This is a genomic window from Gordonia abscondita, from assembly GCF_032711245.1.
Lineage (GTDB): Bacteria > Actinomycetota > Actinomycetes > Mycobacteriales > Mycobacteriaceae > Gordonia.
The window spans coordinates 3253334-3269085 of the sequence record NZ_CP128986.1 but is presented as its reverse complement, the minus strand read 5'-3'; the positions used below and the strand labels follow the sequence as shown (position 1 = coordinate 3269085).

The 15752-nt window shown below is 66.0% G+C and carries 13 protein-coding genes; 11 read left to right on the top strand and 2 right to left on the bottom strand.

Features of this window, described 5'->3' with window-relative positions; all coding sequences use genetic code 11:
* Nucleotides 1-33 precede the first annotated feature (33 nt).
* Entirely contained in the window at nt 34-453 is a 420-nt protein-coding gene (locus MP11Mi_RS15370) for a PaaI family thioesterase (protein WP_420039747.1), read from the bottom strand.
* Between the two features lie 371 nt (nt 454-824).
* On the opposite strand from MP11Mi_RS15370, the gene MP11Mi_RS15365 reads away from it, so the two are divergent.
* From MP11Mi_RS15365 to MP11Mi_RS15330, 8 genes are all read left to right on the top strand, one after another.
* On the top strand, nt 825-1217 hold the full coding sequence (locus MP11Mi_RS15365; RefSeq protein ID WP_420039746.1) for a BlaI/MecI/CopY family transcriptional regulator: 393 nt from the start codon (nt 825-827) through the stop codon (nt 1215-1217).
* A 54-nt stretch (nt 1218-1271) separates the two neighbouring features.
* Entirely contained in the window at nt 1272-2213 is a 942-nt protein-coding gene (locus tag MP11Mi_RS15360; protein ID WP_420039745.1) for a M56 family metallopeptidase, read from the top strand.
* A gap of 51 nt (nt 2214-2264) precedes the next feature.
* Nucleotides 2265-3704, top strand: coding sequence for a GMP reductase (gene guaB1, locus MP11Mi_RS15355; RefSeq protein WP_420039744.1), 1440 nt, complete (start codon nt 2265-2267; stop codon nt 3702-3704).
* A 10-nt stretch (nt 3705-3714) separates the two neighbouring features.
* A complete protein-coding gene (locus MP11Mi_RS15350; protein WP_420039743.1) occupies nt 3715-5097 on the top strand; it encodes a hemolysin family protein in 1383 nt (460 codons plus the stop codon).
* Nucleotides 5090-6166, top strand: coding sequence for a hemolysin family protein (locus MP11Mi_RS15345; RefSeq protein WP_420039742.1), 1077 nt, complete (start codon nt 5090-5092; stop codon nt 6164-6166). Before MP11Mi_RS15350 ends, MP11Mi_RS15345 begins: the two co-directional genes overlap by 8 nt.
* Nucleotides 6166-7065 carry a 3-methyladenine DNA glycosylase gene (locus tag MP11Mi_RS15340; RefSeq protein WP_420039741.1) on the top strand — a complete coding sequence of 300 codons (900 nt, stop codon included), beginning with the start codon at nt 6166-6168 and terminating at the stop codon, nt 7063-7065. The genes MP11Mi_RS15345 and MP11Mi_RS15340 overlap by 1 nt, the downstream gene beginning before the upstream one ends.
* Nucleotides 7066-7173: 108 nt before the next feature.
* Entirely contained in the window at nt 7174-9336 is a 2163-nt protein-coding gene (locus tag MP11Mi_RS15335; RefSeq protein ID WP_420039740.1) for a malate synthase G, read from the top strand.
* Nucleotides 9337-9448: 112 nt separating this feature from the next.
* Complete coding sequence (locus MP11Mi_RS15330) at nt 9449-10624, top strand: hypothetical protein (protein WP_420039739.1); 1176 nt, start codon at nt 9449-9451, stop codon at nt 10622-10624.
* A 34-nt stretch (nt 10625-10658) separates the two neighbouring features.
* Here the strand turns inward: MP11Mi_RS15330 and MP11Mi_RS15325 are convergent, their stop codons facing one another.
* Nucleotides 10659-11819, bottom strand: a complete 1161-nt coding sequence (locus MP11Mi_RS15325; RefSeq protein WP_420039738.1) for a DUF7373 family lipoprotein — start codon at nt 11817-11819, stop codon at nt 10659-10661.
* A gap of 318 nt (nt 11820-12137) precedes the next feature.
* Between MP11Mi_RS15325 and sfnG the strand changes: the two genes are divergently transcribed.
* The 3 genes from sfnG to MP11Mi_RS15310 are packed head-to-tail and all read left to right on the top strand — an operon-like array spanning nt 12138 to nt 15727.
* Complete coding sequence (sfnG, locus tag MP11Mi_RS15320; protein WP_420039737.1) at nt 12138-13304, top strand: dimethylsulfone monooxygenase SfnG; 1167 nt, start codon at nt 12138-12140, stop codon at nt 13302-13304.
* Nucleotides 13305-13348: 44 nt separating this feature from the next.
* Nucleotides 13349-14548 (top strand): acyl-CoA dehydrogenase family protein, encoded by a 1200-nt coding sequence (locus MP11Mi_RS15315; RefSeq protein ID WP_420039736.1) that lies wholly within the window; start codon nt 13349-13351, stop codon nt 14546-14548.
* Between the two features lie 3 nt (nt 14549-14551).
* Nucleotides 14552-15727, top strand: coding sequence for an SfnB family sulfur acquisition oxidoreductase (locus tag MP11Mi_RS15310; RefSeq protein WP_420039735.1), 1176 nt, complete (start codon nt 14552-14554; stop codon nt 15725-15727).
* Nucleotides 15728-15752 lie beyond the last annotated feature (25 nt).

The following is a 15752-nucleotide window of genomic DNA, read 5'->3' as shown; positions in this document are numbered from 1 at the left end:
GTGTGGGGCGCCTTCGGCGTTCGGACCGCGCCGTCACATCTCGATGTTCTGCATCCGCACCCGCGACTGGGCGATGAGTCGTCCCTGGTCATCGCGCATGTCGACCTGCCACAGCTGCTGACGTCTCCCGCGATGGATCGCCGTCGTCGAAACTGAGATCACACCGTCAGACACGGACCGCAGAAAATCTGTCGAATTGTTGACGCCGACGGCGGTCCCGCCGATTCCTGTCTCCTGTACCCAGCAGAACGCACTGATGCTCGCCGCGCTCTCAGCCAGTGCGCAGTAGGTCCCGCCGTGCACGATGCCGAAGGGCTGGTGGTGGTCTGGGGTGATCGTCAGCGACCCCGTGATGCCGTCCCGGGACACCGTGTCGACGACGAAGCCGAGCAGCCCGTCTAAGCCGGTCGCATCCTTGACCCGCGCCAACGCCTCATTGAGATGTTCAGTCATAAGGCCAGAATGCCACCCGGGCGGTCGGCGACCGGCAGGTGGCCTCGTAGATCAGCCGCCGGACAGACGACGGATACAGCTAGCCAGGAAGCGAAAACATCAGTGACCCCCGCACTCGAAACGAGCACGGGGGCCACTGCGGCGGATCGGAGGTCTCTGCAGCCCTCAGGACACTCAGACGATCCTTGCGATTGAATGTAGGTTATCCTTACCTTTGTGTCAAGACCTTAGCGTTCAGACCAATGTGTCGCGACCTATGTCTAGCGTTCCCGTTCCTGAGACTCAGACCACAACGGGAACTGATCAACGTCCGACCGCGTTGTCCATAACGGACAGGGCACTACACGACCTTCGACGGGAGTCGACGTAAGATGAAGAAGATGAATGGCCTGGGAGAGCTCGAACGTGCAGTAATGGACACCCTGTGGGCGTCGGCGACACCACAGACGGTCCGTCAGGTCCATGCCGAGCTCTCGCGCTCACGTGCGCTCGCTTACACCACCGTGATGACCGTGCTCCAGCGTCTGACGAAGAAGGAACTGGTCACCCAGATCCGCGACGACCGTGCCCACCGTTACACCGCGGCGCGTCCGCGTGAAGACCTCGTCGCGAGCCTGATGGTCGACGCGCTCAAGGGCGCAGAGGCTCCGGGATCACGACACGCAGCACTCGTATCCTTCGTCGGTCAGGTCGACGCCGACGAGATCGCCGCACTCCGCGAGGCGTTGGACGAACTCGAGTCGTCCCGCGGCTCGAAGCACTAGAGTCGACACCGAACCGCGGGCAACCGCTCGCACCGCACTACCAGAGGGAAGCCGATGACCGCGCTGCTGTTCGGCATCCTCACCATTGCCTTCGTCGGCCCCATCCCGCAGGCCCTCGCCCACGCGTCCTGGCCGCTGTACGCCCCTCGCGCGGCGATGGCCCTGTGGCAGGCCGTCGCATTGGCCGCAGTCCTGTCCGCGTTCAGCACCGGTCTGGCCATCGCGGCCAACCTGCTCTCCCCCGGTGTCAACGGCGCACCGACGACGAACCCCTTCGACGAGATCGAGCGTCTCGGCTGGTTCCTGTGGACCGTGTACGTCGTCGTCTTCGCGCTCACGCTGCTGATCGGCGCGAAACTTATGTACAGCATCGTCCGGGTAGGCGTCCGCACCCGCGCGCGGCGCAATCAGCACCGCATGCTGATCGACCTCGTTGATCGAGTCGACATGCACCGCCAACGCGGTCGCGATATCCGCGTGCTCGACGTTCCCGCACCCCTCGCCTACTGTCTGCCGGGGCTCCGCGGCAGCCGCGTCGTCCTCAGCGAAGGCGTCTTGAACCGCCTCTCCGACGACGAGTTGTCGGCAGTCATCGAACACGAGCGGGCACATCTGCGCGCCCGTCACGACCTCGTTCTCGAAGCGTTCATCGCTTTGCACGAGGCCTTCCCCCGCTTCGTCCGGTCCCGCTCGGCACTCGGCGCAGTGGAACTGCTCGCCGAGGCGCTCGCCGACGACCAGGCGGCGCACGCAACCGCGCCCGCCACTGTGGGGCGCGCACTCGTAGCGTGTGCCGATGCGACGGCGCCACGCGGCACGATGGCGGTTGGCGGCCCGACGACGCTGGTGCGCGTCCGTCGCCTCTGCGACGTCCGTCCCGTGCCGGTCGTATCCGCGACCGCCTACCTGCTGGCCGTAGCGGTTCTCGTCGTCCCGACCCTCGCCGTCGCCATCCCCTGGCTGACCGAACTCCGGCGACTCGTGGCGCACATGTGAACTCGAATCATCCCCCTGCTGACGAACATCACCGTTGAAAGGCGAACCGACGTGCGCTTCCTGGACGGGCATCGGCCCGACCACGATCTGACCTACGACGATCTGTTCATCGTCCCGAACCGGTCGGCCGCGACATCCCGGTTCGACGTAGACCTCTCGACCGATGACGGAAGCGGGACGACCATCCCGCTCGTCGTCGCCAACATGACGGCGATCGCGGGCAAGCGGATGGCCGAGACTGTCGCTCGACGCGGCGGCCTCGTCGTTCTCCCCCAAGACGTGCCCCTCGACGCTGCGGCCCGCACGATCGCGCACGTGAAATCTCGGCACCTCGTCGCCGACACCCCGGTGGTGCTCCACGCCGACGACCTGATGGCGAACGCGCAAGCCCTCATCCCCAAGCGCGCACACGGCTACGCCGTGGTCGTCGACGACGACGCGCGGCCGCTCGGGTTGATCGCACGCGCCGCCTCAGGGCACGAGATCGACATGTTCACCGATCTGCGGTCGGCGATGACTCCAATCCCGGTCATATTGTCCGCCGACACCGACCCGCGTCTCGTGTTCGACACACTCGTTGACGCGAACGCCGACCTCGCCGTGCTGACCGACGACGACGGTCTACTCGTCGGCGTCCTCACCCGCACCGGAGCATTGCGCGCGGGCATCTACCAACCGAACGTCGACGCTCGCGGTCGCCTCCGCGTGGCCGCTGCCGTCGGCATCAACGGCGACGTCGTCGGGAACGCACGCGCCCTCGTCGAGTCGGGGGCCGACTTGCTCGTCGTCGACACCGCACACGGCCACCAGGAGAAGATGATCTCCGCGCTGTCGGCCGTCGCGAACTCAGACCTCGGCGTCCCGCTCGCCGCGGGCAATGTCGTCTCGCGACGCGGAGCCCTCGACCTGATCGATGCGGGCGCGACCATCGTCAAAGTCGGTGTCGGGCCCGGAGCCATGTGCACCACCCGGATGATGACCGGCGTCGGCCGACCGCAGTTCTCCGCGGTCGTCGAATGCGCCACCGCGGCTCGCGAAGGTGGCGGACACGTGTGGGCCGACGGCGGCATCCGCCACCCGCGCGACGTCGCACTCGCCGTCGCCGCTGGCGCGTCGAACGCGATGGTCGGTTCATGGTTCGCGGGCACATACGAGTCGCCCGGCGATCTCCACGCCGACGCGAACGGTGAGTACAAGGTCAGCTTCGGGATGGCGTCGAAGCGGGCCGTCGCCGCCCGATCGGCAGGCGACAACGCCTACGACCAGGCGCGAAAGGCGCTATTCGAGGAGGGCATCTCGTCCTCGCGCATCCGGATCGATCCTGAGCGGCCCAGCGTCGAAGATCTGATCGACCACATCTCGTCCGGAGTCCGGTCGACCGCGACCTATACGGGTGCAAGAACGCTTGCCGACCTGCATGAGAAGGTAGTCCTCGGCGTCCAGTCGGCCGCCGGGTTCGCTGAGGGCAGACCACTGCCCGGGGGATGGTGACCGACCACCGATGGACATCCTGATCATCGTCGCGAGCCTCATCGGGTTCGTGGCCTTGACGCTGGGCACGGCGTTGTTCGTGGCGGGCGAGTTCTCGTTGACCGCTCTCGAGCGGTCGACTATCTCCAACGATCTCGCGCGTCGCGGAGACCGTCGAGCGCGTGCCGTCGACCGAGCGCACCGTTCCCTGTCGTTCCAGTTGTCGGGCGCTCAACTCGGCATCACCATCACCACCCTCGTCACCGGCTACATCGCCGAACCGGTGCTGGCGAAAATCTTCGATCCAGTGCTGGACGCGATCGGCTTGGACGGTTCGGTGAAGAGCGGAGTGTCGCTGGCCCTCGCGCTCGTCATCGCGACGTCGTTGTCGATGGTGCTCGGCGAACTCGTGCCGAAGAACCTCGCGATCGCCAAACCGTTGGGTGTCGCGCGGGCCACCGCAGGCCCCATGATGATCTTCTCGAACGTGTTCAAGCCGGCCATCAACGGACTCAATGGCAGCGCCAACGCACTCGTTCGCAGGCTCGGCGTGGAGCCGACCGAAGAGCTGCAGTCGGCCAGATCGGCCGCAGAGTTGGTCGCGTTGGTCCGGAACTCCGCGCAGCAGGGTGAACTTGACCCCGACACGGCTCGACTCGTCGACCGATCTCTCAGGTTCGGCGATCTGACCGCCGAAGACCTGATGACCCCCCGCGTCCGCGTCGAGAGCCTTGAACCCGGGAATACCGTCCGGGACCTGATTGCCGCGTCGTCACGGACCGGGCACTCACGTTTCCTCATCGCCGACGACGGCGACTTGGACAATCTGGTCGGCGTCGTTCACATCAAACAGGCGTTCACCATCCCCACCGCAACCCAGTCGACCACGCCGTTGCGTTCGATCGCGCGTCCGGTGACGCGTGTCCCCGACTCCCTCGACGGCGACTCGCTCAAAGACCGGATCTCCGCGGACGGACTCGAGGTGTGTGTCGTCGTCGACGAGTACGGCGGTACCGCGGGTCTCGTGACGAGCGAGGACCTCATCGAAGAGATCCTCGGCAACGTCACCGACGAGCACGACAACGAAGAGTCCGAGGTGGCACGCGTCGGCAACGGCTACCGCTGCTCGGGCCTGCTGCGTCTGGACGAGGTGCACGACGCGATCGGTTACCGCGCTCCCGACGGCGCGTACGAAACGCTCGGCGGCCTGGTCATGTTCCAACTCCGCCGGATCCCCCAGGTCGGCGACGTCGTCGACCTACCGGTCCGCGAGAACACCGGCGACGACGAGTACAGCCCGGCGGTTCAACGCTGGCGCGGGACGGTGGTCCGCATGGACCAACGACGAGTCGATCAGGTGTGGATGACGCCCGTCGACGGCGCGACTGCGGAACGGGGTGAGCAGCGTGGGTAACCTGTCCGGCGTCCTGCTCGCCGTCCTGCTGCTGGCCGCGAACGCCTTCTTCGTCGGCTCCGAGTTCTCGTTGATCGCTGCGCGCCGCGACCGCCTCGTCGCATTGGAGGACGCGGGCAAGAAACGTGCCCGGACCGTTATCCGCGCATCCGAGAATTTGTCGTTGATGCTGGCCGGATGCCAGTTGGGCATCACGATCTGCTCGATCCTCCTCGGCCGCATCGCCGAACCCGCGATCGCACACATCATCGAGAAGCCGCTCGGGTTGGCGAACGTCCCCGAGGGGCTGCTGCATCCGATCGCCTTCGCGGTCGCGTTGATCATCGTCGTCATCCTGCACATCCTGATCGGCGAGATGGTTCCGAAGAACATCGCGCTGGCGGGCCCGGAGAGCGCCGCCATGCTTCTGATCCCGATCCACCTGTGGTTCCTTCGGATCGCCAAGCCGGTCATCTGGTTGTACAACGCACTCGCCAACGGCACCCTCCGCTTGATGCGGGTGGAGCCGAAGGACGAGTTGGCGACGACTGTCACCGAGACCGAGCTCGCACAGATGATCGGCGAGTCCCGCGAGTTCGGACTGCTCGACGCCGGCGAGCACGATCGGCTCACGCGTGCCCTCGACACCGTGAAACGCACCGTCGACGAGGTCATGATCCCGTTGTCTGGTGTGCGCAGTGTCCGATTGCGCCCGGATCCGGCGACCGGCGGACTCGGTCCGCGACTCGGGTCCGTCGAAGACGCGGTCCGCGAAACCGGGTACTCACGTTTCCCGGTTCGTGGCCTCGACGGCTCGTACATCGGTTACCTGCATCTCAAGGATGTGCTCGACGACGTCTTCGACGAGAACGTCGACGCCGACTCGCTGGTGGCCGTCGATCGAATCCGTCCGTTGCCGAAGATCAGCGCCACGGTGCCCCTGGACGAGGCTGCGATGCAGTTACAGAAAGCCAGCGCACATCTGGCCGCGGTAGTCGACGACGGCGGCGAGATCATCGGCATGCTGGCCCTCGCCGATCTCGCGGAGGCTTTCGTCGGCAATGTCCGTGATTCGACGCATCGGATCTGATGAGTGAGGGTCGCCGGGTACTCGACCGCGCCGAATGGACGGCGCGGGCCGACGCTCATGGCGCGCGGATCGAGGCGTTGATCGGACCGTACCTTCGAGCGCGCAGGACCGGGGGGAAGCATCCGGTGATCGACTTCCTGTTCACCTACTATTCGGCGCGTCCGGCCCAGTTGACTCGTTGGCATCCCGGCTACGGCACGATGCTGCTCGAGGGTTCCGAGTACGACGGGATTCGCGGCTATCGATTCGGCGACGGGGCGGCGACGGTCTCCGACGAGCACCTGGCTGACCAGGGCCGCCTCGTCGCAGGGACGCTGCGCATCCTAGAGGCGACCGCGGCCCGCCAGCCGCGGCTGGGCTGTTTCGGGCTGCATGAGTGGGCGATGGTCTACCGCACCGGCGAAAAGCGACACCCGCACCCGCTGCGTCTGGGAAGTGCGGGCACCGACGCAGTAGTCGAAGAGAACCGTCTACTGTGCACGCATTTCGATGCGTTCCGCTTCTTCACCGATCCGGCCCGCTCGCGGAACTCGATCGAGTTGACGCGAGCGGACGCTGCGGCCAACGAGCAGCCAGGCTGTCTGCACGCCACGATGGACCTCTACCGCTACTGCCTCCGCTTGTCGCCGCTGATCGGCGCGGATCTGCTCGCCGACTGCTTCGAACTCGCTCTGACCGCTCGCGAGCTGGACATGCGCGCCAGCCCGTACGATTTGTCCGCCGTGCGCGACACCGCCGGCCGCCCATACGTCGCGGTGCCGATCGAGACGGCTGAGGGTCGCGCGCAATATGTGAGCGAACAGACCGGGATCGCGCGACGCGGCCACGTACTGCGCGATAAAGTCATCGATGTCGCTCGCACACTGGACGAAGCGGCACAGACCGCCGGGGACCAGTAAGTTACCGGCGCGTATAATAGCCGACGCAGGGTGCACCCGTACCCCGAATGAACAGCAGCGCCGTCGGCGCCCCAGATTGTTCGCGTCATTCGCACAGGAAAGGTCGTCATGTCTAACCGTGTCACCGTCAACGGCTTGCAGGTCGCTGAGGTCCTCTACGACTTCGTCAACAACAAAGCTCTTCCCGGTACCGGCGTAGACGCCGACAAGTTCTGGGCGGGTGCAGCAGACGTCATCAACGATCTCGCGCCCCGCAACCGCGAACTGCTCGCCGTGCGCGACGACTTCCAGACCAAGCTCGACGCGTGGCACCGCGACCACAAGGACGCCGACTTCGCCGAGTACAAGGCGTACCTGACCGAGATCGGCTACTTGGTTCCCGAACCCGCCGACTTCGAGATCAGCACGTCGAACGTCGACGACGAGATCACGTCGGTCCCCGGCCCGCAGTTGGTGGTCCCGATCCTCAACGCCCGCTTCGCGCTCAATGCGTCGAACGCCCGCTGGGGCTCGCTGTACGACGCGCTGTACGGCACCGACGCCATCAGTGAGGCCGACGGCGCTGAGAAGGGCTCGTCGTACAACAAGGTCCGCGGCGACAAGGTCATCGCGTTCGCCAAGGCATTCCTCGACAAGGCCGTCCCGCTGGAACACGGCAGCCACGCCGATGCGACGTCGTACGTCGTCGACGGCGACACGGTTGCCGTCTCGCTCGGCGAGGACACCACCACTTTCGCCGATCCGACCGGGTTCGTCGGCTACACCGGCGATGCCGCCGCCCCGACGTCGATCCTCGTGCGCCACCACGGCCTGCATTTGGAGATCCAGATCGACGCCGACTCCCCGATCGGTTCGACCGACGCCGCAGGCGTCAAGGATGTCGCCATAGAGTCCGCAGTCACGACGATCATGGACTTCGAGGACTCGGTCGCCGCAGTCGACGCCGACGACAAGGTTCTCGGTTACACGAACTGGCTTGGCCTCAACAAGGGAGACCTGGCCGAAGAGGTCGCCAAGGGTGGCAAGACGTTCACCCGCGTCCTCAACCCGAACCGCCTCTACACCGCGCCGGACGGCTCGACCTACGAGGTCCACGGTCGCAGCCTGCTGTTCGTCCGCAACGTCGGTCACCTGATGACGAATCCCGCGATCCTGGACGCGGACGGCGACGAGGTGCCCGAAGGCATCTTGGACGCGCTGGTCACCTCCGCGATTGGCGTTCACGGCATGTCGCCCGAGGGTCTGCAGAATTCGCGTACCGGTTCCATCTACATCGTGAAGCCCAAGATGCACGGACCCGACGAGGTGGCCTTCACGTCCGAGTTGTTCGGTCGCGTCGAAGACGTCCTCGGCCTGGACCGCAACACCATCAAGGTCGGCATCATGGACGAGGAGCGTCGCACCTCGATCAACTTGAAGGCGTCGATCAAGGCAGCCGCCGACCGCGTCGTGTTCATCAACACCGGGTTCCTCGACCGCACCGGCGACGAAATCCACACCTCGATGGAAGCCGGTCCGTTCGTCCGCAAGGCGGAGATCAAGGGACAGACCTGGTTCAACGCGTACGAGGACTCCAACGTCGATGTCGGTCTGGCCGCTGGACTCGAACACAAGGCACAGATCGGCAAGGGCATGTGGGCCATGCCGGACCTGATGGCCGACATGCTCGTTCAGAAGATCGGCCATCCGACAGCTGGCGCGAACACCGCGTGGGTGCCGTCGCCGACGGCGGCGACCCTGCACGCACTTCACTACCACGAGGTCGACGTCTTCGAACGTCAGGATGAGATCGCCAAGCGCGATCCGGCGTCAGTCGACGACATCCTGACCATTCCGCTCGCGGCAACGACCGATTGGAGCGACGAGGAGAAGCGCGAAGAGCTCGACAACAACGCACAGTCGATCCTCGGCTACGTGGTGCGGTGGATCGACCACGGTGTCGGCTGCTCCAAGGTGCCCGACATCCACGACGTCGCGCTCATGGAAGACCGTGCGACGCTGCGCATCTCAAGCCAGCTGCTCGCCAACTGGCTGCGCCACGGCATCGTCACGGAAGACGACGTGGTCGCTGCGCTCAAGCGAATGGCTCCGGTCGTCGACCGCCAGAACGCGGGCGATCCGGACTACCGTCCTTTGGCTGCCGACTTCGATTCGAACATCGCGTTCAACGCGGCGAAGGCGCTGATCCTGGAGGGCGCGAAGCAGCCGAGCGGTTACACCGAACCGATCCTGCATCGGGCGCGCCGCGAGTACAAGGCGGCCAACGCCTGATATACCGAAGGTGTGAACGCCGAGCCCGGGCCGGATTCGGTCCGGGCTCGGTGTATTCGCTGAGGGGCATCGCAAGTGGTGCAGCAGCATCGGGACGAGTGGAGGGGATGGCGTGTCGAAGCATTCGACGGGCGGACAGAGACAGTTCATCGCGCGACCGCTGGTCGCGATCGTACTGGTCGTGATCTTGGTCGCCGCCGCGATCACCGCGTGGACCAAGCTCGGCGACCATATCGACGACACGGCAACCACTGACGCCGCGACGTGTGTCGAGGGTAAGGCGACCATCCCGATCGTCGCCGATCCGGCGGTCGCTCCGGGCTTGCAGCGGATAGCCCAGAGCTACAACGACACATCTCCCATCGTCCGGGACCACTGTGTGACGGTCCAAGTCCGTCCCGCGGATGCGCGCGCGACGCTCGAAGGGCTGACGGCCCGCGACTGGGACACGAAGGCGTTCGGTGCGTTCCCCGGAGCATGGGTCCCCGAATCGTCGGTATGGGCGGCCGCTCTGCAGTCCGCGAAGGCGAAGGCGTTGCAAGGGCCGCCGGAGTCGTTGGTCTCCTCCCCGGTGCGGCTCGCCGTCGAGCCCGAAGTCGCGAAGGCAGCGAACGGGCGGCTCGCGTGGACCGGTCTACCCGATCTGACGATGGCCAATTCGCTGAGCGCATTCGGGCACCGGAATTGGGGGTCATTGCGGATGGCGATGCCGAACGGACCGCAGTCGGACGCGACGGCACTCGCCGCGCAGGCCGTCGCGGCCGGGACAGCTGATCAGAAGGGTTCACTCACTCTCGCCGAGGTGAACGCTCCCCGGGTGCGTAGCGCGGTCGAGCAGTTGATGTCGGCACCGCCGCGCGTCGGCGACGGCTCAACCGAGGCCGCCGTCACTGCGATCGCCTCCGCGAACGATCCAGCGAACGCCGAGGTCCGCGCGGTCCCGGTGACCGAGCAGCGACTGTACGCGCTGACCAAGGACGACAAGAGCGCGCGCATCGCCGATGTCGCACCCACCGGTTCGACGCCTGTCGCCGACTACCCGGTGGTGCGTCTGTCCGGCGACCAAGTTCCGCCGCATGTCGGTGACGCGGTCGCCGAGTTCTTCACGTTCGCCCGCAAACCTCCGCAGATGAAGTTGCTCACCGGGATGGGCTTCCGCGGCTCCGGTCCACTGCCCGCCGCGACCGCGACAGTGAAGTTCGGCGACGTGAACGACCCGCTTCCCGAACCAGAACCGAGAGCTGCCGTCGAGATCAGCAGGATCGTCCTTCCCGCCGCTACGCCGTAGGCTGCGGCGAGTCGACGACCACTGGGCGTGAGCCCTAGGCCTTCTGCAGTAGGACGACCTGTGCGGAGATCCGCTGTTGCGCGTCGGCGAGGTCTTTGCCGATGGCGCGCGCGAAGTACCGGTCGAAGGCCAGCAAGCATTCGACGGCTCGGGAGTCGGCCACCCGGTAGCAGCGAATGTCCGGCAGATCTTGGGGAGACGCGACGGGCGAGCGTCCGGAGGCCGACACGGCGACGCTATGGTGGTCACGCAGCGCGGCCGCCTGCTTCGATGATGCCGCCCGGTACAGCACCGTCGCACGGTTGGCGACAGCGTCGACGCCCGCCGCGCGGAGCGATTCGTAGTCGACGCGGGAGTCGTCGGCCAGCTGTGCTTGCGTCCTCGGTCCCGCGACTGTGCCGTCGTACAGGTACCTCTCGTCGGTCGAAGTGTTGGCAACCGCCAACGCGTACAGGTCGAGGTTCGGCTGTTTCTGGTCCACTGAGATGCCGCTGCCGGCGTCACTGGCCTCGGCGAGTTTTGTGAAAGTCGACTTCTGTAAGGCCTCGGTCCGGCTCGCGGACATGCCGTTGAAAACAGCGACGAGCACATCGGAGCCGTGTGGCACCAACGCCAGCGAGCGGGTGGTTCCGGGTTCGATCCACTCAACAGACACGACCGTGTTGTCGGCACCGAGCCCGGACAATGGCGCTACGCGCGGCCGATTCTTCTGTCCTGCGGCCGTCAGAGTCGCACGCCATTCTGCGGCGACGCGCCTGGCCATCGAGGAAACGGCGGCGGCGGCCGCGGCCGCATCGGAGTATCGGAGGACTCCCGCATACACGCCGACCGACTTTCCGTTCTGTTCACCTGTTCCGCTCGTTGTGTAGCCGAACCGGAAGGCACGATTTGCTCGTACTGTCTCGGCCCCGGGAATGAAGCCCGACAGGTTCTTCGGCGACGATTTGGGTGAGGTCCCCGACACTCGTTCGGTGAACACCTGGTCAATCTCGCCACGAAACGGGATGAACTCGCCGAGCCGCATGCCGGCGAGACGTTCGGGAACCGCCAATGGGGTGTCGGTCGGTGACGTCGAGTAGTGGCCGGTCTGATACTCGATCGCTCGCCGCGTAGCAGTCCCGTCGACCGCACAGCCGGCGAACAGCACCGTCGACACGACGGTGGCCGAAATGAGAGCAGAGACTCGATGTCGCACCCGCTGAGCGTATTACGCGTCGTTCCGCGCGTACGTCGATGACGCGACATCGGCCGAACTTCTGGCTCCGCCGATCACCACTGTTCGCTGCACGCCGGTCAGGGTGGGGCACGAGTCTCGGTGGCGCCGCGTTCACGTCCTTTTGCAGCCACGCCGATTGGAACCACGGCGATTTCATTCATCGACCTGTGGCGCGACGGGGCGCAGACTCGTTCCCATGACCGCATCACCGCGCAGACGATGTCTGTGACTGTCTGACTCCCGGCCGGCAGGCCACAACCAGATCCACCACCAGGCCTTCAGGAGGTCTATCCCGTCATGCCCGAAATCAGTTCCCAGCGGCTCGAAGCCGCCACCGCGCCGTTGCAGTTCGCATACTGGGTACCCAATGTCAGCGGCGGCCTCGTTGTCTCCAAGATTGAGCAGCGCACCGACTGGGGTTACGACTACAACCGCAAACTCGCCGTCCTCGCCGAGAACAACGGTTTCGACTACGCGCTGTCCCAAGTCCGCTACATCGCGTCGTACGGGGCGGCGTACCAGCACGAGTCGACGAGCTTCTCCCTGGCTCTGCTGTTGGCCACCGAGCGACTCAAGGTGATCGCGGCCGTCCACCCCGGGCTCTGGCATCCCGGTGTCCTCGCCAAGTTTTTGGCGACCGCCGACCACCTGTCGGGCGGCCGCGCAGCCGTGAACGTCGTGTCGGGCTGGTTCAAGGATGAGTTCACAAAGCTCGGCGAGCCGTGGCTCGAACACGACGAACGCTACCGTCGCACCGAAGAGTTCATCACGTACCTGCGCAGAATCTGGACAGACGACCACGCCGAACTGTCCGGCGACTTTTATCGGCTCCATGACTTCGACCTCAAGCCGAAGCCGGTCGACGTGCCGGGACGAGCACACCCCGAGATCTTCCAGGGCGGCAATTCGACGGCTGCGCGCGCGATGGCCGGTCGTGTCTCCGACTGGTATTTCAGCAACGGCAAGGACTTCGACGGACTCTCCGAACAGGTGCTCGACGTCAACACTGAGGCGGCGATCGCAGGCCGGACAGTCAAGTTCGGCTTGAACGGATTCCTCATCGGACGCGACTCCGAAGCCGAAGCACGTGACGTACTCCGCGAGATCGTCGACAAGGCCGACCGTGAGGCCGTCGCCGGATTCGGATCTGCCGTCAAGCAGGCGGGCACGTCGACGTCGGATGGGAAGGGGATGTGGGCGAGCTCCGAGTTCGCCGACCTCGTCCAGTACAACGACGGATTCAAGACGGGACTCGTCGGCACTCCGGAGCAGATCGCCGAACGCATCGTCGCTTATAAGACGCGCGGGGTGAACCTATTTCTCCTCGGATTCTTGCACTACCTGGAAGACGTCGAATACTTCGGCACCCGAATCCTGCCGTTGGTCCGTGAACTCGAAGACGACCTCACTTCCAGTGGGCGGCTCGAATCCGAGCTGGCCCGCAATGGGGTCCTGACCGCCTGAGAAGATCCCGCACCAAATCCCCACACACGCCAAGGAAGAGAACGATGACCATCACGAATGAAGAGCGCCGCACCGACCAATTCGCCGACGTCCTCGGACGCGCAGACATCGTCGCCGCCGAGTTGCGGGCGACCGCAGCCGAACGCGATCGCGCGAACGCTGATCCGACCGCTGAGATCGCGCTCCTGCGCGAGCACGACCTGCTCCAGGTCGGCGAGCCCGTCGAGTTCGGCGGATCCGGACTCGACTACGCCCAGAGCCAGCAGATCACCCGTCGTATCGCTCGCGGCGACACGTCGATCGCCCACCTGCTCGGCTACCACTACGCGCAACAGCGGATCCCTCACCTGTTCGGCACACCCGACCAGGCGGAAGCGCTCTCTCGGCGTAACGCCGAAGAGCGTCTGTTCTGGGGTGGCGTACAGAATCCGCGCGGTGCCGACGGCCTCGTCCTGACGAAAGACGGCAGCGAATACCGTCTCAACGGTCGTCGGACGTTTGCGTCCGGGGCGAGCGTCGCCGACCGACTGTCAGTGACCGCAGCGTACGGCGACGCCCTCGTCTTCCTCACCCTCCCGACCGACCGTGCGGGCTTCGCACCACAAGGCGATTGGGACAATATCGGGCAACGCCTGACCGACTCCGGCGGCGTCGTCTTCGACAACGCCCTGGTCCACGCGAGCGAGATCCTCGGCGATCCCGATTCGCCGCCGACCTTCACACCCTACGAGACCCTCGTGACACCGCACTGGCAGCTGGCGTTCGTCAACTTCTACATCGGCACCGCCGAAGGAGCACTCGACGAAGCCCTCGACTGGACGAGGCTGAACGCCAGCCCGTGGGAGACCTCGGGGCTCGACAGTGCAGGTGATGACCCGTACATCCTCGAGTTGGTCGGCGCGCTCCGCGCGGAGATCACCGGTGCAGCGCTTCTCGCCGACCGCGCAGGCGACGCGCTGCAGGCGGCGCTCGACTTCGGTGAATCGCTCTCGGCCGAGCAGCGCGCCGACACGGCGATCGCGATCGCCGAAGCCAAGTTCGTCACTACCAAGGTGTCGTTGAACGCCGCGTCGCGGCTGTTCGAGATCCAGGGGGCACGAGCCACGACCAGCGCGTACGGTTTCGATCGGCACTGGCGCAATCTCCGCACCCACACCGTCCACGACCCGGTCGCGTACAAGGCTCGTGAGATCGGCGACTGGGTGCTCAACGCCCGCGCGCCCCAGTTTTCTCTGTACAGCTGACCCGTGACCGACCCCATCACCGATCACGAGTCCGCGATCGCCATTGCCCGCGCATTCGCACCCGCTGCCGCAGCGGGTGCGAGTGCGCGGGACGCTGCGCGTCGCCTCCCGTTCGACGAAGTCACCGCGCTGTCGGCGACCGGGCTCCTCGCTGTCACGGTGCCGACAGAGTTCGGCGGTCCCGGACTTGGCGCGCGTACCCTCGCTGAGGTGGTCTCGATCGTGGCTGCCGCCGACCCGAGCCTCGCGCAGATCCCCCAAAGCCATTTCGTCTTCCTCGACTCCGCTCGACGCGTGGGTTCGGACGTGCTGCGTCGACATCTGTTCAGCGCAGTGCTCGACGGCGCGCGGATCGCGAACGCGCAGACTGAACGCGGCGGAAAGACCGTCGTCGACGATGCGACCACGCTGCGCCGCCGGGACGGACGTCTGCATCTGACGGGAACCAAGTTCTACGCGACCGGAGCGGTGTTTGCCGACATCCTCGCGGTCCGCGCTCTCGGACCGGACGGCGGTAGCGTCGTCGCCTACATTCCCGCCGATGCGGCCGGCGTGACGATCGACGGCGACTGGGACGGCTTCGGGCAACGCACCACGAGCAGCGGGACCGTCGTGCTCGACGACGTCGACGTGGACGGCGACTTGGTCCTCGACTACACGCGGCTACTCGAGACGCCCAGCACGTACGGCACTCGCGCACAGCTCGTGCACGCGGCAATCGACGTGGGGATTGCGCGCGGAGCGCTCGATGCCGTTCCAGACCTCGCGGCCCATGCGCGACCGTGGTTCGAGGCAGACGTCGAGCGAGCCGCCGACGATCCCCTGATCGTCGCGCAAGCGGGCGACCTCGAACTCGCCGTCCGCTCCGCCGAATCGCTCTTGCGTACGGCGGCGGACCGGATCGACGATGCCGACGAGTCGGCAGGCGCAGCCGCGATCGCCGAAGCGGCGCTCGCCACGGCGGCGGCGAAGGTCGCTGCAGGTCGCGCCGCGCGCCGGGCGGGCAACGAACTGTTTGACTTCGGCGGCACGCGCACCGCATCGGACAAGGCGAACCTGACCCGGTTCTGGCGCGATGCCCGCACCCACACTCTGCACGACCCGGAACGCTGGAAACTCCAGCACCTGGGGCGTTGGGCGATCGAACGACGACTCCCGCCAAGTCACGGAACACTCTGACCGGTCTCGGCCGACCCGCGCAAAC

Bases quoted from the DNA above. Each gene is read 5' to 3' on its own strand.
- MP11Mi_RS15340 (WP_420039741.1), top strand. From the start codon at position 6,166: ATGAGTGAGGGTCGCCGGGTACTCGACCGCGCCGAATGGACGGCGCGG.
- MP11Mi_RS15365 (WP_420039746.1), top strand. From the start codon at position 825: ATGAAGAAGATGAATGGCCTGGGAGAGCTCGAACGTGCAGTAATGGAC.
- MP11Mi_RS15350 (WP_420039743.1), top strand. From the start codon at position 3,715: ATGGACATCCTGATCATCGTCGCGAGCCTCATCGGGTTCGTGGCCTTG.
- MP11Mi_RS15360 (WP_420039745.1), top strand. From the start codon at position 1,272: ATGACCGCGCTGCTGTTCGGCATCCTCACCATTGCCTTCGTCGGCCCC.
- MP11Mi_RS15370 (WP_420039747.1), bottom strand. From the start codon at position 453: ATGACTGAACATCTCAATGAGGCGTTGGCGCGGGTCAAGGATGCGACC.
- sfnG (WP_420039737.1), top strand. From the start codon at position 12,138: ATGCCCGAAATCAGTTCCCAGCGGCTCGAAGCCGCCACCGCGCCGTTG.
- MP11Mi_RS15335 (WP_420039740.1), top strand. From the start codon at position 7,174: ATGTCTAACCGTGTCACCGTCAACGGCTTGCAGGTCGCTGAGGTCCTC.
- MP11Mi_RS15315 (WP_420039736.1), top strand. From the start codon at position 13,349: ATGACCATCACGAATGAAGAGCGCCGCACCGACCAATTCGCCGACGTC.